We start from the raw sequence: 19,507 nt of genomic DNA, 5'->3' as shown, positions 1-19,507 counted from the left end.
AATCTCTCGTTAATCATCAGTAAGTTTTCAGGCCTGAGGGGCCAGTGCAGACAATTCGCCGCGCAGGGCTTCGCTCAGGGAAGGGTCTTTAAGGATAATTTCGAGTTCTTTGCGGAAGGTGGCGTTATCCAGAAGATTAGATTTGAGATCGCGTAATAAATTACGCATTGCCAGCATTGCACGAAGCTGAGGTATCTGACGGGCAACCTGCTCGGGTTCAAAATCAGCCATGCTGCCGAAAGAGAGGGTAAGATCGTCCTTATTTCCCTTTCCTGCCACCGTATTTTCGACACAGAGATTAACAACAGGATTGATATCAGCCAGTACACTGTTGAAATTATTGTTATTGATATTAATTTTTTCACGTTCAGACAGCGGGCATTGTTCCTTGCCATTACTGTAGTCCCCCATAACAACCAGTTTTAGGGGGAGTTCTACTTTCTTCCTGGCCCCGCCGGTATGAAGATCAAGCGTTAAATTAACGCGTGCTTTGGGCACTTCATTCTGGAATGAATCTGACATCAGAGAACTCCTTGCTCATCGTTATAAATTGCTCACTATAATACTTTTCATTGTTCATAAAACACCGACTGTTTTGGTGTAGGTTTTCGGACCAATAACAAGCATCAATAGTTTGAAATATAAAATTCACAAAACAAATAAGTTGAAACCAACTCAGTATATTAGTAATCAGCAAGCTCCAAAATATAATGACCTTGATCACACTTTAGATATCGAATCTCCAATTCAGTTCATAAGCCATAACCCCCTTAATTACACCATCAATTAAAATTATTCCATAACTCGCATAGGCATATGTACCTCATGTTTAGACAGATCAGTCACAACAAAACAAAGACATTAAGATACAATAAGAAATAAATTTATTTAAATATCTCATTTAACTTATCACCCATCAACATAACATACAGTATTACCTATTGATTATTATCCATACTCAATCGCTTAACAACCCATTACAGCCTAAGCAATACTTTCAATTGATATATCATTGATACGAATTGATTATAAAAATGTATCTATAGAATTTACAGTTAAATGTTAACAATTAACACCGTTACTAATTTATAAAAAGTACTCACATTATTTATTAGTTTGGTGAATTCTACAAACCATTCATCACTCTCAGCATGTCATTTCACTTTGATGTCATAAGCACCACACCCCAATACTTTAATTGATCACGCATTCCTTTCTGATTAAATTTAAAAACCAAAATCATTCACGATGCAAATATTATAAAATAAAAAACACCCGAGGGAATATATTGATAACCTTTAACTTTCTTTGTTCTTTTATCATATTGACCTGCTCCCCATTGATTAAAGCACCGCGATGTTAGTAATGTATTCATAAGCCACATGAGGACATTCCCATGAAGAAGCGTTTTTCCGACGAACAAATCATCCAGTATCCTCCGCGAGGCTGAAGCAGGGGTTTCTGCCAGGGAGTTTTGCCGTAAGCACGCCATTTCCGACGCCACCTTTTACACCTGGCTTAAGAAGTATGGCGGTATGGAGGTGCCAGAAGTTAAGCGCCTAAAGTTGCTTGAGGAAGAGAACGCCCTGCTTGCCAAAGCCATGCTGGATAAGGGGGCGCTTCAGGTGGCTTTGGGCGAAAGTACTGATGACAGACCAGAAGCAGGAAGCCGTTTCTTGCGCCTAATCCAGCCGGGCAAGTCAACATAGAACGGATTTATTGAGCGTTTTAACGGACGATTTCGCGATGAATATCTGAATAAGCACTGGTTCAGCGGTATCGTTCACGCCAGGAAAATCGTTAATGATTAGCGGCAGGATTATAACGAGTGTCGTCCACATTCAGCACTGAATTATCAGACGCCATTAGAGTTTGCAGTACGGTGGAGGAATGGAAAATGTGAAGGTAAACAAACCGACATTACTAACTGACGGTTGTATCTAATACTGGGGGCAGGTCATGTGGAATGTAACAGATTCAGCCAATCGGCAAGGCGGTAATAAAGCACCCGCCTTTCTCCTCAATGATGGCTTTTTATTAGCGCATCGGCTAAGCGTTCGCCGTAATCGGCCAATTCGGTGAAGTCGGTGTCGGCATTGAAAGATAATGTAAGTGGAGAGTTTTCGGACGAATGTGGTTGAGTAGGCGTAGAGCTATGCTATCGCTGGAAATAAAGAACACCCAGAGGATTGTTGGGCTAAAAGATTAATAGGTGTCAACAATATATGGAGGAAGGGGAAATATCATTGCATGGCAAAAATAATCTGCATGACACCTGTGACAATAACCAGTCACTGTCAGCTTAAGTCTGAAATAATACAAATAAAAAGCAGGCGGCTTCGCTCACCACCTGCCTTTCAAATCATAAATGATGCCGTTACAGTATTGCACTCTGCGCGGCTCTGCTGAACACTAGTCCATCACCTCAACCCGTTGTGCCAGATACAGGGAAAGGTTATAGGCAGCGTGGGCTAACACGGCCTCACCGGGACGTCAGCAACTGCCATTTCAGCAGGTAACGAGCTATCATGACCAGCTTCGTGTTTTATACACGATGCATCAGTTCCAGCTATCCCTCGGGGCGGATGGTTGCCATGTGCAGCTTTATCGGCTTCTCAAAAACTTTACCCATCTTTGAAGCAGGATTCGAATCCATCAGACCTGAGTGTACTGCATACACCATCACCTCACTGCTTCTGTTCTTTTGCTTCCTGCTTCAGCATTTTCGGGTCAATGCCCCGAGCCAGCAAATTAAGATATTCATCCTGAAGAAGACGGGCGGCCCGCCAGCGTCATGGCCGGATAATATCCTAAAGTAATATTAATACGGGCGGTGGATTTGGGACGTTGATAGCGAAAACGCCAGATTTTTTTACCGGAAGTACGGACAGAAAGCGTCAGACCTTGCCCGTCGGGCAGGTCATAATCTTTATCGGTGGATTTTGCTTTTTGTACTGCAATGGCAGTACGCAGGCGGCGACTAATGGTTATGGTTCACTCCTCAGTTGTCGTCAATAGTGAGCGACGGGAATGATGTAATATGCTGTTCCAGAATCACTTTTTCAACCATAAACTCATTAATGGCCTACGGTATTTATCCTCCAGCTGCGTAGGCCATTTCATGGGCCATTTTGCACCGGATACCCCGGCATTCTGGGAGACAACTTCAGACGAAAAAAAAACCGTATCACTATAATAGCGATACGGTTTTCTTAATAATCAAGATGTATAAAAACACCCTGAGATATAAAAGTGGCGGAACGGACGGGACTCGAACCCGCGACCCCCTGCGTGACAGGCAGGTATTCTAACCGACTGAACTACCGCTCCACCGAAGACTTCTGTAACCACCGGATTCATGCACCGGTTTACTACTTAATTTGATGCCTGGCAGTTCCCTACTCTCACATGGGGAGACCCCACACTACCATCGGCGCTACGGCGTTTCACTTCTGAGTTCGGCATGGGGTCAGGTGGGACCACCGCGCTAAAGCCGCCAGGCAAATTCTGTTATCAACACGCATCTCTGCATGCCAATTAATCTGTTATCAGGCTGAAAATCTTCGTCTCTGCTTTCGCCAAAACATCTTCGGCGTTGTAAGGTTAAGCCTCACGGTTCATTAGTACTGGTTAGCTCAATACATCGCTGCACTTACACACCCAGCCTATCAACGTCGTAGTCTTCAACGTTCCTTCAGGACTCTCAAGGAGTCAGGGAGAACTCATCTCGGGGCAAGTTTCGTGCTTAGATGCTTTCAGCACTTATCTTTTCCGCATTTAGCTACCGGGCAATGCCATTGGCATGACAACCCGAACACCAGTGATGCGTCCACTCCGGTCCTCTCGTACTAGGAGCAGCCCCCCTCAATTCTCCAGCGCCCACGGCAGATAGGGACCGAACTGTCTCACGACGTTCTAAACCCAGCTCGCGTACCACTTTAAACGGCGAACAGCCGTACCCTTGGGACCTACTTCAGCCCCAGGATGTGATGAGCCGACATCGAGGTGCCAAACACCGCCGTCGATATGAACTCTTGGGCGGTATCAGCCTGTTATCCCCGGAGTACCTTTTATCCGTTGAGCGATGGCCCTTCCATTCAGAACCACCGGATCACTATGACCTGCTTTCGCACCTGCTCGAGCCGTCACTCTCGCAGTCAAGCTAGCTTATGCCATTGCACTAACCTCCTGATGTCCGACCAGGATTAGCTAACCTTCGTGCTCCTCCGTTACTCTTTAGGAGGAGACCGCCCCAGTCAAACTACCCACCAGACACTGTCCGCAACCCGGATTACGGGTCTACGTTAGAACACCAGCCATTAAAGGGTGGTATTTCAAGGTTGGCTCCACGCAGACTGGCGTCCACGCTTCAAAGCCTCCCACCTATCCTACACATCAAGGACCAGTGTTCAGTGTCAAGCTATAGTAAAGGTTCACGGGGTCTTTCCGTCTTGCCGCGGGTACACTGCATCTTCACAGCGAGTTCAATTTCACTGAGTCTCGGGTGGAGACAGCCTGGCCATCATTACGCCATTCGTGCAGGTCGGAACTTACCCGACAAGGAATTTCGCTACCTTAGGACCGTTATAGTTACGGCCGCCGTTTACCGGGGCTTCGATCAAGAGCTTCGCGTTGCCGCTAACCCCATCAATTAACCTTCCGGCACCGGGCAGGCGTCACACCGTATACGTCCACTTTCGTGTTTGCACAGTGCTGTGTTTTTAATAAACAGTTGCAGCCAGCTGGTATCTTCGACTGGTTTCAGCTCCGTCCGCAGGGACTTCACCTACACACCAGCGTGCCTTCTCCCGAAGTTACGGCACCATTTTGCCTAGTTCCTTCACCCGAGTTCTCTCAAGCGCCTTGGTATTCTCTACCTGACCACCTGTGTCGGTTTGGGGTACGATTTGATGTTACCTGATGCTTAGAGGCTTTTCCTGGAAGCAGGGCATTTGTTACTTCAGCACCGTAGTGCCTCGTCATCACACCTCAGCGTTAACAAGCGTCCGGATTTACCTAAACGCTCCGCCTACATGCTTAAACCGGGACAACCGTCGCCCGGCTAACATAGCCTTCTCCGTCCCCCCTTCGCAGTAACACCGAGTACAGGAATATTAACCTGTTTCCCATCGACTACGCCTTTCGGCCTCGCCTTAGGGGTCGACTCACCCTGCCCCGATTAACGTTGGACAGGAACCCTTGGTCTTCCGGCGAGCGGGCTTTTCACCCGCTTTATCGTTACTTATGTCAGCATTCGCACTTCTGATACCTCCAGCACCCCTCACAGGACACCTTCAACGGCTTACAGAACGCTCCCCTACCCAACAACACATAGTGTCGCTGCCGCAGCTTCGGTGCATGGTTTAGCCCCGTTACATCTTCCGCGCAGGCCGACTCGACCAGTGAGCTATTACGCTTTCTTTAAATGATGGCTGCTTCTAAGCCAACATCCTGGCTGTCTGTGCCTTCCCACATCGTTTCCCACTTAACCATGACTTTGGGACCTTAGCTGGCGGTCTGGGTTGTTTCCCTCTTCACGACGGACGTTAGCACCCGCCGTGTGTCTCCCGTGATAACATTCTTCGGTATTCGTAGTTTGCATCGGGTTGGTAAGCCGGGATGGCCCCCTAGCCGAAACAGTGCTCTACCCCCGAAGATGAGTTCACGAGGCGCTACCTAAATAGCTTTCGGGGAGAACCAGCTATCTCCCGGTTTGATTGGCCTTTCACCCCCAGCCACAAGTCATCCGCTAATTTTTCAACATTAGTCGGTTCGGTCCTCCAGTTAGTGTTACCCAACCTTCAACCTGCCCATGGCTAGATCACCGGGTTTCGGGTCTATACCCTGCAACTTAACGCCCAGTTAAGACTCGGTTTCCCTTCGGCTCCCCTATACGGTTAACCTTGCTACAGAATATAAGTCGCTGACCCATTATACAAAAGGTACGCAGTCACCCCATAAAGAGGCTCCCACTGCTTGTACGTACACGGTTTCAGGTTCTTTTTCACTCCCCTCGCCGGGGTTCTTTTCGCCTTTCCCTCACGGTACTGGTTCACTATCGGTCAGTCAGGAGTATTTAGCCTTGGAGGATGGTCCCCCCATATTCAGACAGGATACCACGTGTCCCGCCCTACTCTTCGAGTTCACAACGTGTGCATTTTTGTGTACGGGACTATCACCCTGTACCGTCGGACTTTCCAGACCGTTCCACTAACACACGCGCTGATTCAGACTCTGGGCTCCTCCCCGTTCGCTCGCCGCTACTGGGGGAATCTCGGTTGATTTCTTTTCCTCGGGGTACTTAGATGTTTCAGTTCCCCCGGTTCGCCTCATGCCACTATGTATTCATGACATGATAGTGTGTCGAAACACACTGGGTTTCCCCATTCGGGTATCGCCGGGTCAAAGGTTCATATCACCTCGCCGACGCTTATCGCAGATTAGCACGCCCTTCATCGCCTCTGACTGCCAGGGCATCCACCGTGTACGCTTAGTCGCTTAACCTCACAACCCGAAGATGTTTCGTAAAACATCTCGTGTTGCGAAAATTTGAGAGACTCGAACACACCGTCATTCTGTTCTTATTACGGAGAACAGACGCAGCGTGTCGTTTCAATTTTCAGCTTGATCCAGATTTTTAAAGAGCAAAACTTCGCAGTGAACCTTTTCAGGTACACTCTGAAGTTTTCTTGTGTTTTCGCAGTAAAAAGGATGGTGGAGCTATGCGGGATCGAACCGCAGACCTCCTGCGTGCAAGGCAGGCGCTCTCCCAGCTGAGCTATAACCCCATCGCAAAAACTGAATCTCTGTTACCCTAATTCGTTTCCGGGCAAGGCGTGGTGATGCGAAGCATACTTATGTATGTGAGCATCGCCATAACGCAGCACGGAGGCGAATTTGGTAGGCCTGAGTGGACTTGAACCACCGACCTCACCCTTATCAGGGGTGCGCTCTAACCACCTGAGCTACAAGCCTGCAGAGATTTTTTACTGCTTATTTTTCATCAGACAATCTGTGTGGACACTACAAAGGCAGGTTCTTTCAGGTAAGGAGGTGATCCAACCGCAGGTTCCCCTACGGTTACCTTGTTACGACTTCACCCCAGTCATGAATCACAAAGTGGTAAGCGCCCTCCCGAAGGTTAAGCTACCTACTTCTTTTGCAACCCACTCCCATGGTGTGACGGGCGGTGTGTACAAGGCCCGGGAACGTATTCACCGTAGCATTCTGATCTACGATTACTAGCGATTCCGACTTCATGGAGTCGAGTTGCAGACTCCAATCCGGACTACGACGCACTTTATGAGGTCCGCTTGCTCTCGCGAGGTCGCTTCTCTTTGTATGCGCCATTGTAGCACGTGTGTAGCCCTACTCGTAAGGGCCATGATGACTTGACGTCATCCCCACCTTCCTCCAGTTTATCACTGGCAGTCTCCTTTGAGTTCCCGGCCGAACCGCTGGCAACAAAGGATAAGGGTTGCGCTCGTTGCGGGACTTAACCCAACATTTCACAACACGAGCTGACGACAGCCATGCAGCACCTGTCTCACGGTTCCCGAAGGCACTAAAGCATCTCTGCTAAATTCCGTGGATGTCAAGAGTAGGTAAGGTTCTTCGCGTTGCATCGAATTAAACCACATGCTCCACCGCTTGTGCGGGCCCCCGTCAATTCATTTGAGTTTTAACCTTGCGGCCGTACTCCCCAGGCGGTCGACTTAACGCGTTAGCTCCGGAAGCCACTCCTCAAGGGAACAACCTCCAAGTCGACATCGTTTACGGCGTGGACTACCAGGGTATCTAATCCTGTTTGCTCCCCACGCTTTCGCACCTGAGCGTCAGTCTTTGTCCAGGGGGCCGCCTTCGCCACCGGTATTCCTCCAGATCTCTACGCATTTCACCGCTACACCTGGAATTCTACCCCCCTCTACAAGACTCTAGCCTGCCAGTTTCGAATGCAGTTCCCAGGTTGAGCCCGGGGATTTCACATCCGACTTGACAGACCGCCTGCGTGCGCTTTACGCCCAGTAATTCCGATTAACGCTTGCACCCTCCGTATTACCGCGGCTGCTGGCACGGAGTTAGCCGGTGCTTCTTCTGCGAGTAACGTCAATCACTGCGGTTATTAACCACAATGCCTTCCTCCTCGCTGAAAGTACTTTACAACCCGAAGGCCTTCTTCATACACGCGGCATGGCTGCATCAGGCTTGCGCCCATTGTGCAATATTCCCCACTGCTGCCTCCCGTAGGAGTCTGGACCGTGTCTCAGTTCCAGTGTGGCTGGTCATCCTCTCAGACCAGCTAGGGATCGTCGCCTAGGTGAGCCATTACCCCACCTACTAGCTAATCCCATCTGGGCACATCTGATGGCAAGAGGCCCGAAGGTCCCCCTCTTTGGTCTTGCGACGTTATGCGGTATTAGCTACCGTTTCCAGTAGTTATCCCCCTCCATCAGGCAGTTTCCCAGACATTACTCACCCGTCCGCCGCTCGTCACCCGAGAGCAAGCTCTCTGTGCTACCGCTCGACTTGCATGTGTTAGGCCTGCCGCCAGCGTTCAATCTGAGCCATGATCAAACTCTTCAATTTAAGTTTGATGCTCGTGAATTAAACTTCGTAATGAATTACGTATGTTCACTCAGAGACTTTGGTATTCATTTAGCGTCTTGCGACGTTAGAATCCATGTCACTTTGAGTGCCCACACAGATTGTCTGATAAATTGTTAAAGAGCAGTGCAACGCGGCTTTCGCTCACCGTTGCGAGGTGGCGTATATTACGCTTTCCTCTTTCAGAGTCAACCCTGAATCTCAGGATTTTTTCTCTTCAACCGACCCGGTGGTTAGTGTGAAGTGATTCACATCTGCCGTGTCGATGGAGGCGCATTATAGGGGGCTTCCGAGGAATGACAAGCGGAAAAATACAATTTTATTTCAACCGCTCATATTTTCAACACAACGCCTATTTTTGCTGCTTTTTGATCGCTTTTGGCAGCTCTGCGAGGCTATTCAGTACCAAATCCGCAGCGCTTTCGGCTTCAGGGGTCACAGGCTTACCGGTGCGAACCAATACTTTAGTCCCTACGCCCGCTGCCGTTGCCGCCTGCATATCTTCCAGTTTGTCGCCCACCATATAAGAAGAAGCCATATCAATGTGCAGGAACTCCTGCGCAGAGATAAACATCCCCGGATGCGGTTTACGGCAATCACAGGTCTGGCGATACTCTTCGACCGTCCCTTGTGGGTGATGAGGACAATAGTAGATACCGTCCAGCTCGACGTCGCGATCGGCCAGCGACCAGTCCATCCACTCGGTCAACGTTTCGAATTGCGCTTCGGTGAATTTGCCCCGGGCGATACCCGACTGATTGGTGACCACCACCAGCGCATAGCCCATCGCTTTAAGTTCGCGCATGGCATCAATAACGCCGTCGATGAATTCGAACTCATCAATCTCGTGAACGTAACCGTGATCGACATTAATGGTGCCGTCACGATCGAGAAAAATTGCGGGTACTGATTTTGCCACGGGTTTGCTCCTGAAAAAGGCATGTCCCGCTATTATCTCACGTTTCACCGCGCAAGAAAGTGCTCATCGCGCAGAGCGACATTGATTTAGACGTCTGGATGCCTTAACATCCATTTTGTTTACGGCTGAACCCCGTATCTGGCAGAACAAAATGCCACGGCTAACTTACATACGATAAAAATAATCTAATGATTAAACTTTCCAATATCACCAAAGTGTTCCAGCAAGGGACCCGAACCATTCAGGCGCTGAACAATGTCAGCCTGCACGTTCCGGCTGGACAGATTTATGGCGTCATTGGCGCATCGGGTGCCGGTAAAAGTACGCTCATCCGCTGCGTTAACCTGCTCGAACGTCCGACCGAAGGCAGCGTCCAGGTCGGCGGCCAGGAGCTAACTAAACTTTCCGAAAAAGAATTAACTCAGGCCCGTCGTCAGATTGGCATGATCTTCCAGCACTTTAACCTGCTGGCCTCGCGCACCGTTTTTGGTAACGTCGCGCTGCCGCTTGAGCTGGACAACACCCCAAAAGAAGAAGTGAAACGCCGGGTAACCGAGCTGCTGGATCTGGTTGGGCTTTCTGATAAGCACGACAGCTATCCTGCCAACCTTTCCGGTGGACAGAAACAGCGCGTGGCGATCGCCCGTGCGCTGGCAAGCAATCCGAAAGTGCTGCTCTGCGACGAAGCCACCAGCGCACTGGATCCTGCGACCACCCGCTCCATCCTGGAATTATTGAAAGACATTAACCGCCGCCTCGGGCTGACCATTCTTCTTATTACCCATGAGATGGATGTCGTGAAGCGCATCTGCGACTGCGTGGCGGTGATCAGCAACGGTGAACTGATTGAGCAGGACACTGTGAGCGAAGTGTTCTCGCATCCGAAAACGCCTCTGGCCCAGCAGTTCATTCAGTCCACGCTGCACCTGGATATTCCGGAAGATTATCTGGCGCGTTTAAAAGCGGAGTCTGGCGTCGACAGCGTGCCAATGCTGCGCATGGAATTCACCGGCCAGTCCGTTGATGCCCCACTGCTTTCCGAAACCGCTCGCCGCTTCAATGTGAACAACAACATTATTAGTGCGCAGATGGATTACGCCGGTGGCGTGAAGTTCGGCATCATGCTGACGGAAATGCACGGAACACAAGAAGAGACGCAAGCCGCGATCGCCTGGCTGCAGGAACACCATGTCAAAGTAGAGGTACTGGGTTATGTCTGAGCCGATGATGTGGCTGCTGGTTCGCGGCGTTTGGGAAACGCTGGCAATGACCTTCGTATCAGGATTCTTTGGTTTTGTGATTGGCCTGCCGGTTGGCGTGCTGCTGTACGTCACGCGCCCAGGGCAGATTATCGAAAACGCGAAGCTTTACCGCACGCTCTCTGCGCTGGTAAACATCTTCCGTTCGATTCCTTTTATTATCCTGCTGGTGTGGATGATTCCGTTTACTCGCATCATCGTGGGAACCTCGATTGGTCTGCAGGCAGCTATCGTGCCGCTGACCGTGGGTGCCGCACCGTTTATCGCGCGTATGGTTGAAAACGCCCTGCTGGAAATTCCAACCGGTCTGATTGAAGCCTCTCGTGCCATGGGCGCGACGCCGATGCAGATCGTGCGCAAAGTCCTGTTACCTGAAGCGCTGCCGGGCCTGGTCAATGCGGCCACCATTACGCTGATCACCCTGGTAGGTTATTCCGCGATGGGCGGTGCTGTTGGGGCTGGCGGTCTGGGCCAGATCGGCTATCAATACGGTTATATTGGTTATAACGCTACCGTAATGAACACGGTTCTGGTATTGCTGGTTGTGCTGGTTTATCTCATTCAATTCTCTGGCGATCGCATCGTCCGGGCTGTTACTCACAAATAACATTACACAACGCAAACTCGACGAATTAAGGATATGACATGACGTTTAAATTGAAGACCTTTGCCGCGGTAGGCGCGCTGATTGGCTCTCTGGCTCTGGTGGGTTGCGGTCAGGACGAAAAAGATCCTAACCACATCAAAGTGGGCGTCATTGTTGGCGCTGAGCAGCAGGTTGCTGAAGTTGCCCAGAAAGTGGCAAAAGAGAAATATGGCCTGGACGTTGAGCTGGTCACCTTTAACGACTACGTTCTGCCGAACGAAGCGCTGAGCAAAGGCGACATCGACGCTAACGCCTTCCAGCACAAACCGTATCTGGATCAGCAGATCAAAGATCGTGGCTACAAGCTGGTTGCCGTGGCGAATACCTTCGTTTACCCAATCGCGGGCTACTCCAAAAAAATCAAATCCCTGGAAGAGCTGCAGCCGGGTTCTCAGGTCGCTATTCCTAACGATCCAACCAACCTGGGCCGCTCCCTGCTGCTGCTGCAGAAAGTGGGTCTGATCAAACTGAAAGACGGCGTGGGCTTGCTGCCAACCGTACTGGACGTGACTGAAAATCCGAAAAACCTGAAGCTGGTTGAGCTGGAAGCACCGCAGCTGCCACGTTCTCTTGACGATGCGCAGATTGCACTGGCCGTGATCAACACCACTTACGCCAGCCAGATTGGCCTGACGCCAGCGAAAGATGGCATCTTCGTTGAAGACAAAGACTCCCCGTACGTGAACCTGATCGTGAGCCGCGAAGACAACAAAGACGCGGAAAACGTGAAAAAATTCGTACAGGCATACCAGTCTGACGAAGTTTACCAGGAAGCCAACAAAGTGTTTAACGGCGGCGCTGTTAAAGGCTGGTAATCTGACCTTTCTGTAATATCATTCATGACGGGCGAAAGCCCGTCTTGTCATTTATGCGGGCAACTGATTCAATAACTGACGATTTGATTATTCATTGAGGAAATATTATGCGTGCTTTACCGATCTGTCTTTTAGCACTCATGCTGAGCGGCTGTTCAATGCTAAGCAGATCTCCTGTTGAACCTGTTAAAAGCACTGCAACCCCACCGAAGGTGGAGCCAGCCAAACCGAAAGCACCTCGCCCTGCGCCGGTAAGAATCTATACCAAAGCTGAAGATCTGATTGGCAAACCGTTCCGCGATCTGGGTGAAGTCACCGGCGAATCCTGCCAGGCCAGCAACCAGGACTCTCCGCCAAACATCCCAACCGCGCGTAAACGTCTGCAGATCAACGCCGCCAAAATGAAAGCTAACGCTGTCCTGCTGCACAGCTGCGAAGTGACCAGCGGCACGCCAGGCTGCTATCGCCAGGCTGTGTGTATGGGCAACGCCCTTAACGTCACGGCGAAATGAGTGCATTTCAGTTTGAGCAGATAGGTGTTATCCGCTCGCCTTATAAAGAGAAGTTTGCCGTACCGCGCCAGCCTGGTCTGGTCAAAAGCTGTGGCGGCGAACTTCACTTAATTCCTCCTTATAATCAGGCCGACGCCGTGCGTGGGCTTGAGGCATTCAGCCATCTGTGGGTGCTGTTTATCTTTCATCAAACGATGGAAGGTGGCTGGCGTCCGACGGTGCGCCCTCCGCGTCTCGGCGGAAATGCCAGAATGGGAGTGTTTGCCACCCGCTCGACCTTCCGTCCTAATCCTGTCGGGATGTCGCTTGTTGAGCTCAAAGACATTCGCTGCCAGAAAGATCAGGTGATTCTGCAGCTAGGTAGCCTGGACCTGGTCGACGGCACGCCGGTGGTGGATATCAAACCTTACCTGCCCTTTGCCGAAGCGCTGCCTGACGCTCGCGCGAGCTATGCCCAGCAGGCGCCTGTCGCTGATATGACCGTCGGTTTTACGTCTGATGTCGACGCGCAGCTTCTGCACCTGGAAAAGCGCTATCCTCGCATGAAGGATTTTATCGTCGAAGTCCTGGCGCAAGACCCTCGACCCGCATACCGAAAAGAGGAAGAGGCAGGCAAAACCTACGCCGTTCTGTTGCTTGATTTTAACGTTCGCTGGCGCGTCACCCCGGCAGGTTTTGAAGTCTTTGCGCTGGAAGTGCGCTAATTTTATTTTCCTCTCTTTTGGCATCTTTGCCACACTGGTAAACTAAACCACTTTTTTTGTGTCAGTCTGACGTTTCAGCCTGGTCCAATCGTCGAAATGGAACCGTAACAACATGCGTACTAGCCAATATCTGCTCTCCACACTGAAGGAGACACCTGCCGACGCCGAAGTCATCAGCCATCAGCTGATGCTCCGCGCCGGGATGATCCGCAAGCTGGCCTCCGGGTTGTACACCTGGTTGCCGACCGGCCTGCGCGTCCTGAAAAAAGTCGAAAACATCGTGCGTGAAGAGATGAACAACGCCGGTGCTATCGAGGTGTCCATGCCTGTGGTTCAGCCTGCTGACCTGTGGATGGAAAGTGGTCGCTGGGAGCAGTACGGCCCGGAGCTGCTGCGCTTTGTTGATCGTGGCGAGCGCCCGTTTGTGCTCGGCCCAACGCATGAAGAAGTGATCACCGACCTGATCCGCAACGAGCTGAACTCGTACAAACAGCTGCCGCTGAACTTCTTCCAGATCCAGACCAAATTCCGCGACGAAGTTCGCCCACGTTTCGGCGTGATGCGTTCCCGCGAATTCCTGATGAAAGATGCCTACTCCTTCCATACTTCTCAGGAATCCCTGCAGGAAACTTACGACGTGATGTACGGCGCCTACAGCAAGATCTTCTCCCGTATGGGTCTGGATTTCCGCGCGGTACAGGCTGACACCGGTTCTATCGGCGGCAGCGCCTCCCACGAATTCCAGGTGCTGGCGCAGAGCGGCGAAGACGACGTGATCTTCTCCGACACCTCTGACTACGCGGCGAATATTGAATTCGCAGAAGCGCTGGCCCCTGCCACCCCACGCGCGGCGGCGACGGAAGAGATGAAGCTGGTCGACACCCCGAACGCCAAAACCATCGCCGAGCTGGTTGAGCAGTTCAATCTGCCGGTCGAGAAAACGGTGAAAACCCTGCTGGTGAAATCCGTTGAAGGGAGCGCGTATCCGCTGGTTGCCCTGCTGGTGCGTGGCGATCACGAGCTGAACGAAGTTAAAGCAGAAAAACTGCCGCAGGTCGCAAGCCCGCTGACTTTCGCTACCGAAGCGGAAATCCGTGCCGTCATCAATGCAGGCCCAGGCTCTCTGGGTCCGGTTAATCTGCCAATTCCGGTTGTGATTGACCGCACCGTTGCCGCCATGAGCGATTTCTCTGCTGGCGCGAACATCGACGGTAAGCACTACTTCGGCATCAACTGGGATCGCGACACCGCGACGCCAGAAGTGGCCGATATCCGTAACGTGGTGGCGGGTGATCCAAGCCCGGACGGCCAGGGTACGCTGATGATTAAACGCGGTATCGAAGTGGGCCATATCTTCCAGCTCGGGACCAAGTACTCCCAGGCGCTGAACGCAGCCGTTCAGGGTGAAGACGGTCGTAACCAGATCCTGACCATGGGTTGCTACGGTATCGGCGTGACTCGCGTGGTGGCTGCTGCCATTGAGCAGAATCATGACGAGCGCGGCATCGTCTGGCCAGACAATATCGCTCCATTCCAGGTTGCGATTCTGCCGATGAACATGCACAAGTCCTACCGTGTTCAGGAGCTGGCTGAGAAGCTGTACAGCGAACTGCGCGCGCAGGGCATTGAAGTGCTGATGGACGACCGTAAAGAGCGTCCAGGCGTGATGTTTGCGGATATGGAACTGATCGGTATCCCGCACACTGTCGTCATCGGCGACCGTAACCTCGACAGCGACGAGATTGAGTACAAATACCGTCGCAGCGGCGAGAAGCAGATGATCAAGACGGGCGACATCCTTGATTACCTGGTGAAAGCCATCAAAGGTTAAGACATAAAAAACCCCGCTTCGGCGGGGTTTTTCTTTTCACATCTGATTCCGTCTTACTTGCTGTCGCAGTCTTTACCCGCCACAAACTTCGCGCTCTTATCCGCCACCAGCGTTTTGACCATCTCACCGCTGTCCGGGTTCGGCTCCAGCGTAAAGTGACCGTCTACCGTCAGCAGTACCGGCTTGCTGTCATTTCCGCGCGCCACGGCATAATCACGTTCCAGCTGTGCGTTGTTCGCCACGCTTACTTTCTTGCCCGTTGCACAGTCGGTGAAAACTGCCGCATCGGCCATGTAGAAATACATGCCGCGCATCGCCATTGGCGTAGATGGCAGAGCCGCTTTGACCGGCGCTAAGGTGTAGTTGAACTGGGATTCGATCGGATTACCTTCCCGATCCAGCATCTCCATGCCTTCACCTTTGGCACGGAAATAGGTTTTCTCGCCTTCGGCGTCCGTCAGCACCAGCTTCTCAGCCGTACGCGCCCATTTGCCGTAGGTCGCAAAGGAGGAAGGCTCTTTCGCGCCCTGATAGCGCTGGTTCATCACCCATGTACCGTCCTTTTCCAGGAACAGCGTGGTTTCAATGCCTTCGCAGTCAGCGCACGGCAGCACACCGCGCCAGCTCTGCTGCATCGGCTTTAACTCTGCGGCGTGCGTCGGCTGCAGCGTCTGCATCTCGGCGCGGTTGTTACACCCTATTAATGCGAACAGTGTGGACGCCGCCAGCACTGACAATATCGTTTTATTCACGATGAATTCCTTATAACAATGTAATCCTGGTACGTTATTCCTGCGGCCGACGTACTTTTCCACGCAGTGATTTTACGGTGGATTTCTGCGCTTTTGATGACAACCGGCGCTCTTTCGAGGCCCGCGTCGGTCGCGTGGCCCGGCGGCTTTTTTGCACCGCAGTAAGCTCCTGTATGACCGCCACCAGCCGGGAAAGTGCGGCTTCGCGATTCAAATCCTGGCTGCGGTACTCTTGCGCTTTAATAATGATCACCCCGTCGCTGGTGATGAGGTGATGACTGGCCGCCAACAGGGCTTCTTTATAGGACTCTGGCAGGCTGGAGGCCCGAATGTCAAAGCGCAAATGAATCGCCGTTGAGGCTTTATTCACATGCTGCCCACCCGCGCCCTGAGCCCGGATCGCGGTGATCTCAAACTCATTGTCGGGAATCGTAACGGTTCGGGACACCACAATCATGACGGTGACTGCCACGCAGTAAGATGAATTTCCAGATTATTCTGAGCATCAGACAGCCAGATCGCACCGTCCTGAATCGTCGCCTGCAGCGCCATGGTCCGCGTGGCAAACTCGGTCAACTGCGCCAGCTGTTCGTCATCCAGATACCACACTGAAAGATGCGAATACTGCGCGCATTTGCGCTGATTTTGCTGCCACCAGATTTCCGCAGCACGTTGATTATAGGCAAAAATCGCGACTTCTGCGGACTGGGTGCAGGCCTTTTTGATACGACGTTCATCCGGCAAGCCGAGTTCGATCCACAGATCGATACCCATATGATCGTTGCGCAGCCAGGCTTCCGGCTCCTCTTCCGCGCTTAATCCGCGGGTAAATTGCAGGCGTTCATTGGCGTATTTGATCCACGCCAGCAGGCGCAGCATCATACGTTCCTGCGTTTCGGACGGGTGACGGGCCAGCGTTAACGACGCATCGAGAAACTGGTTGCGGTCAAGGTCAGCTACGTTGACTACCGCTTTATAAATTGTCGCTTTCAGCGCCATGAGAGAACTCCAATCGAATCAGGCGCTCATTGTAGCGAAATTCCGGCCAAAAGGCTGTTACCACGCGGTGAATGGCAGCAATATCAAGGCGCTGATATTGCTTGAATGAGTATGGTATAGTCACCTTGCTAAACCGAGTTTATCTTCGTAGGCTTAAGTGTATCTCACAGTAACGTCAGTGCGCTGGCAGGAGGGGATGTGGAAAATTATTGTGAGTTAATTCGCAAAAGGTATGCGGAAATTGCCAGCGGAGATCTGGGGTATATCCCCGATGCGTTGGGCTGTGTATTGAAAGTGCTGAATGAAGTGGCGTTGGACGCCAGCCTTTCAGAATCGGTCAGGGAAAAAGCGGCGTATGCTGCTGCGAATTTACTGGTGAGCGATTATGTCAATGAATGATACCTATCAACCCATCAACTGCGATGACTACGACAACCTCGAGCTCGCCTGTCAGAACCACCTGGTTCTGTCGCTGGCGTTAAAAGACGGCGAGGAATTGAAGGCCAAAGCGAGCGATCTGGTCTCACGCAAGAACGTTGAATATCTGGTCGTCGAAGACGCTGGAGCAACGCGTGAACTTCGCCTCGATAAAATTGCCAGCTTCAGTCATCCGGATATCGGCACCGTCGTGGTGAGCGAAGAGTAATTCTCTGTAACGGGCAGTGCGCTGCCCGTTACGCCTTCCATTCAAAGCTTACCCCCTCTTCCGCCCAGCCTTCCTGCGTGACAAAGATCCCCGCCGCCGCCATCAAGTTTTCACCATAAAAAAGCAGAGGCGTGGTATCGCGCCGCCACGGCGGAACGTTGCACTCCTGCCAGATTTTTTTCAGCTTACGTCCTCCGTTTCGGCCCACAATGTGTAAATTCCCGCTGGCCTTAAAGCGGATCGTCACCTCTTCACCCAATTCTGGCAGACGCACATTTCCGGGTGCCGCAAGAGAAACCCAACCCGCCCCTTGCGGGAGATTCAGCGGCTCGTGGACATCAGGCCAGGGGATGATGTTATCTGCCAGCGACGGCTGATGCTTCACCCACCAGAGCTGCTCTTTGAAGCGTCGAATCTCAAAGCCATTGAGATGCAGACACGGATTGGCATCTTCGCGCGCCTGAACCACTTCATCCCAGATTCGGTTGAGCATATCGCGCGAGGGCATTTGCGCGTGATGACCCGCCAGCCAGCGCCGGAACAGCGCACCGCGACGCATCGGGCTCATCGCTTGCAGCGGCGCCATCCTCAGAGCCCCCTCTTCCGTGACGAGGCTTGTCAGCTCTTCACTCAGCAATTCATCCAGCAGGCTCTCCTGCTCTGCGCAGAGTCTCGCACTTCTTGCCGTCGCCTCGGCAAAGTGCGGCCAGCGCTGCGAGAGCGCAGGCAAAATACGCAGGCGCAGGAAGTTACGATCGTAGCCGTCGTCCTGATTACTTTCGTCTTCTATCCAGCGCAAGTTGTGTTCCTGCGCCCAGTGTTCCAGCGACGCGCGGGTTTCACTCAGTAAAGGACGCAGCAGGTGTGTTCCGGCAAACTCACTGCGCTCAGCCATTGCGGATAGACCCGCCGGGCCGCTGCCGCGCTTAAGTGCTAATAAAAAGGTTTCACACTGATCGTCGAGATGCTGCGCCGTCACCATCGCTTCACCGGGCAGAAGCGTTTTTTCAAATGCGCCGTAGCGCGCTTTCCGCGCCTGAGCTTCCGTCCCGAGGCCTTCATCTTTAAGCGTTACTCGTTCAACGATTAAAGGGATTTTCCATGCCAGGCAAAGCGCTTCGCAGTGGGCGACCCACTCGTCGGCGTGCGCGCTAAGCCCGTGGTGAATATGAATGGCGCGGATCTGCACCTCAGGCTGGTGTTCGCGCCACAGCATCAGCCGGTGCAGCAGGACGGTGGAATCCAGGCCACCGCTAAAGCCCACCAGCAGCTGGCGGTACGGGTAAACAGACTGAGCGATCGCAGGTTGCGTCATAGGGGATTTCACAGAAAGACAATGCCCGGAAAATTACCGAGCATTGTCATGGATGGCAAGCTTTACTGCTGATAAAGCTCCAGCGGTAAACCATCGGGATCGTTGAAGAAGGTAAAGCGCTTGTCGGTAAACGGATCGATGCGAATCGCTTCGCACTTCACGCCATGCCCTTCGAGATGCTTCACCGCCTGTTCGATATCGTCCACGCTGAAAGCGAGATGGCGAAGCCCGCAGGCTTCCGGTCGCGACGGGCGCGCTGGCGGGAAAGGAAAGGAGAACAGCTCAATCACATATTGCCCGTTCAACGCCAGGTCACCTTTCCACGAATCTCTCTCGGCGCGATAAGCTTCGCTCATCAGCGTGAACCCGAGAATGTCGCAATAAAACGCCTTACTTTTGGCGTAATCAGTCGCAATGATCGCAATATGGTGAACCTGTTTTAAACCCAGCATAGCCTCTCCTTTTTATGAGGAGTCAACGTTACAACCGAAAACCCTGAGCACGC

At 52.0% G+C, this 19,507-nt stretch carries 17 protein-coding genes, 3 tRNA genes, 3 rRNA genes and 1 pseudogene; 10 read left to right on the top strand and 14 right to left on the bottom strand.

Translation table 11 applies throughout. The annotated features are described in order from the left end of the window. Positions 1–27: 27 nt before the first annotated feature. Positions 28–522 (bottom strand): type VI secretion system contractile sheath small subunit, encoded by a 495-nt coding sequence (tssB, locus tag U9O48_RS04375; RefSeq protein ID WP_285143694.1) that lies wholly within the window; start codon positions 520–522, stop codon positions 28–30. An 874-nt stretch (positions 523–1,396) separates the two neighbouring features. Between tssB and U9O48_RS04370 the strand changes: the two are divergent. Together U9O48_RS04370 and U9O48_RS04365 are read left to right on the top strand one after the other, a co-directional pair. Then, a pseudogene (locus U9O48_RS04370) lies at positions 1,397–1,931 on the top strand (integrase core domain-containing protein). 597 nt (positions 1,932–2,528) lie between these two features. Beyond that, entirely contained in the window at positions 2,529–2,819 is a 291-nt protein-coding gene (locus tag U9O48_RS04365) for a hypothetical protein (RefSeq protein ID WP_285143693.1), read from the top strand. Here U9O48_RS04365 and U9O48_RS04360 read toward each other — a convergent pair. The 8 genes from U9O48_RS04360 to gmhB all read right to left on the bottom strand — a co-directional run bounded on the left by U9O48_RS04360 (position 2,761) and on the right by gmhB (position 9,523). Continuing rightward, entirely contained in the window at positions 2,761–2,919 is a 159-nt protein-coding gene (locus tag U9O48_RS04360; RefSeq protein WP_285143702.1) for an integrase arm-type DNA-binding domain-containing protein, read from the bottom strand. The genes U9O48_RS04365 and U9O48_RS04360 overlap by 59 nt on opposite strands. A 334-nt stretch (positions 2,920–3,253) precedes the next feature. Continuing rightward, positions 3,254–3,330: transfer RNA gene (locus U9O48_RS04355), tRNA-Asp, on the bottom strand. 55 nt (positions 3,331–3,385) lie between these two features. Further along, a 5S ribosomal RNA gene (gene rrf, locus U9O48_RS04350) occupies positions 3,386–3,501 on the bottom strand. Positions 3,502–3,599: 98 nt separating this feature from the next. Next, positions 3,600–6,504, bottom strand: a 23S ribosomal RNA gene (locus U9O48_RS04345). Between the two features lie 208 nt (positions 6,505–6,712). Then, positions 6,713–6,788 (bottom strand) — tRNA-Ala (locus U9O48_RS04340). Positions 6,789–6,898: 110 nt separating this feature from the next. Next, a tRNA-Ile gene (locus U9O48_RS04335) sits at positions 6,899–6,975 on the bottom strand. 71 nt (positions 6,976–7,046) lie between these two features. Next, a 16S ribosomal RNA gene (locus U9O48_RS04330) occupies positions 7,047–8,586 on the bottom strand. The 16S, 23S and 5S rRNA genes sit together here with 3 tRNA genes alongside, the layout of an rRNA operon. A 370-nt stretch (positions 8,587–8,956) precedes the next feature. Continuing rightward, entirely contained in the window at positions 8,957–9,523 is a 567-nt protein-coding gene (gene gmhB / locus U9O48_RS04325) for a D-glycero-beta-D-manno-heptose 1,7-bisphosphate 7-phosphatase (RefSeq protein WP_324723610.1), read from the bottom strand. 188 nt (positions 9,524–9,711) lie between these two features. Between gmhB and metN the strand changes: the two genes are divergently transcribed. The 6 genes from metN to proS all read left to right on the top strand — a co-directional run bounded on the left by metN (position 9,712) and on the right by proS (position 15,290). After that, a complete protein-coding gene (gene metN, locus U9O48_RS04320; protein ID WP_282491729.1) occupies positions 9,712–10,743 on the top strand; it encodes a methionine ABC transporter ATP-binding protein MetN in 1,032 nt (343 codons plus the stop codon). Next, a complete protein-coding gene (locus U9O48_RS04315; protein WP_012016144.1) occupies positions 10,736–11,389 on the top strand; it encodes a methionine ABC transporter permease MetI in 654 nt (217 codons plus the stop codon). The genes metN and U9O48_RS04315 overlap by 8 nt, the downstream gene beginning before the upstream one ends. Positions 11,390–11,427: 38 nt before the next feature. Then, the gene (metQ, locus tag U9O48_RS04310; RefSeq protein ID WP_095280865.1) at positions 11,428–12,243 is read left to right on the top strand and encodes a methionine ABC transporter substrate-binding lipoprotein MetQ; all 816 of its coding nucleotides are present in this window, start codon (positions 11,428–11,430) and stop codon (positions 12,241–12,243) included. A 107-nt stretch (positions 12,244–12,350) separates the two neighbouring features. Next, the gene (gene rcsF / locus U9O48_RS04305) at positions 12,351–12,755 is read left to right on the top strand and encodes an Rcs stress response system protein RcsF (RefSeq protein WP_095280864.1); all 405 of its coding nucleotides are present in this window, start codon (positions 12,351–12,353) and stop codon (positions 12,753–12,755) included. Continuing rightward, positions 12,752–13,459: a tRNA (N6-threonylcarbamoyladenosine(37)-N6)-methyltransferase TrmO gene (gene tsaA / locus U9O48_RS04300; RefSeq protein WP_324723604.1), complete on the top strand. Its 708-nt coding sequence runs from the start codon at positions 12,752–12,754 to the stop codon at positions 13,457–13,459. The genes rcsF and tsaA overlap by 4 nt, the downstream gene beginning before the upstream one ends. A 112-nt stretch (positions 13,460–13,571) precedes the next feature. Further along, positions 13,572–15,290, top strand: a complete 1,719-nt coding sequence (gene proS / locus U9O48_RS04295; protein WP_324723603.1) for a proline--tRNA ligase — start codon at positions 13,572–13,574, stop codon at positions 15,288–15,290. Positions 15,291–15,343: 53 nt separating this feature from the next. Here proS and nlpE read toward each other — a convergent pair whose 3' ends face one another. The 3 genes from nlpE to U9O48_RS04280 are packed head-to-tail and all read right to left on the bottom strand — an operon-like array spanning position 15,344 to position 17,041. After that, positions 15,344–16,042 (bottom strand): envelope stress response activation lipoprotein NlpE, encoded by a 699-nt coding sequence (nlpE, locus tag U9O48_RS04290; RefSeq protein WP_285157936.1) that lies wholly within the window; start codon positions 16,040–16,042, stop codon positions 15,344–15,346. A 34-nt stretch (positions 16,043–16,076) separates the two neighbouring features. Continuing rightward, positions 16,077–16,499, bottom strand: a complete 423-nt coding sequence (arfB, locus tag U9O48_RS04285) for an alternative ribosome rescue aminoacyl-tRNA hydrolase ArfB (protein ID WP_282491735.1) — start codon at positions 16,497–16,499, stop codon at positions 16,077–16,079. Further along, positions 16,496–17,041, bottom strand: coding sequence for a YaeQ family protein (locus tag U9O48_RS04280; RefSeq protein WP_324723602.1), 546 nt, complete (start codon positions 17,039–17,041; stop codon positions 16,496–16,498). Before U9O48_RS04280 ends, arfB begins: the two co-directional genes overlap by 4 nt. A gap of 198 nt (positions 17,042–17,239) precedes the next feature. On the opposite strand from U9O48_RS04280, the gene U9O48_RS04275 reads away from it, so the two are divergent. Both U9O48_RS04275 and rof read left to right on the top strand, forming a co-directional pair. Beyond that, positions 17,240–17,440, top strand: coding sequence for a YaeP family protein (locus tag U9O48_RS04275; protein ID WP_282491724.1), 201 nt, complete (start codon positions 17,240–17,242; stop codon positions 17,438–17,440). Then, on the top strand, positions 17,427–17,687 hold the full coding sequence (gene rof, locus U9O48_RS04270; RefSeq protein ID WP_282491723.1) for a Rho-binding antiterminator: 261 nt from the start codon (positions 17,427–17,429) through the stop codon (positions 17,685–17,687). Before U9O48_RS04275 ends, rof begins: the two co-directional genes overlap by 14 nt. A gap of 28 nt (positions 17,688–17,715) precedes the next feature. Here rof and tilS read toward each other — a convergent pair whose 3' ends face one another. Both tilS and U9O48_RS04260 read right to left on the bottom strand, forming a co-directional pair. After that, complete coding sequence (gene tilS, locus U9O48_RS04265) at positions 17,716–19,002, bottom strand: tRNA lysidine(34) synthetase TilS (RefSeq protein WP_324723601.1); 1,287 nt, start codon at positions 19,000–19,002, stop codon at positions 17,716–17,718. Positions 19,003–19,064: 62 nt separating this feature from the next. Beyond that, positions 19,065–19,454, bottom strand: coding sequence for a VOC family protein (locus U9O48_RS04260; RefSeq protein ID WP_324723600.1), 390 nt, complete (start codon positions 19,452–19,454; stop codon positions 19,065–19,067). Positions 19,455–19,507 lie beyond the last annotated feature (53 nt).

This window comes from Lelliottia sp. JS-SCA-14 (assembly GCF_035593345.1).
Lineage (GTDB): Bacteria > Pseudomonadota > Gammaproteobacteria > Enterobacterales > Enterobacteriaceae > Enterobacter > Enterobacter wanjuensis.
The sequence above is the reverse complement of the archived record's forward strand: the minus strand, read 5'-3'. Positions and strand labels throughout refer to the sequence as shown.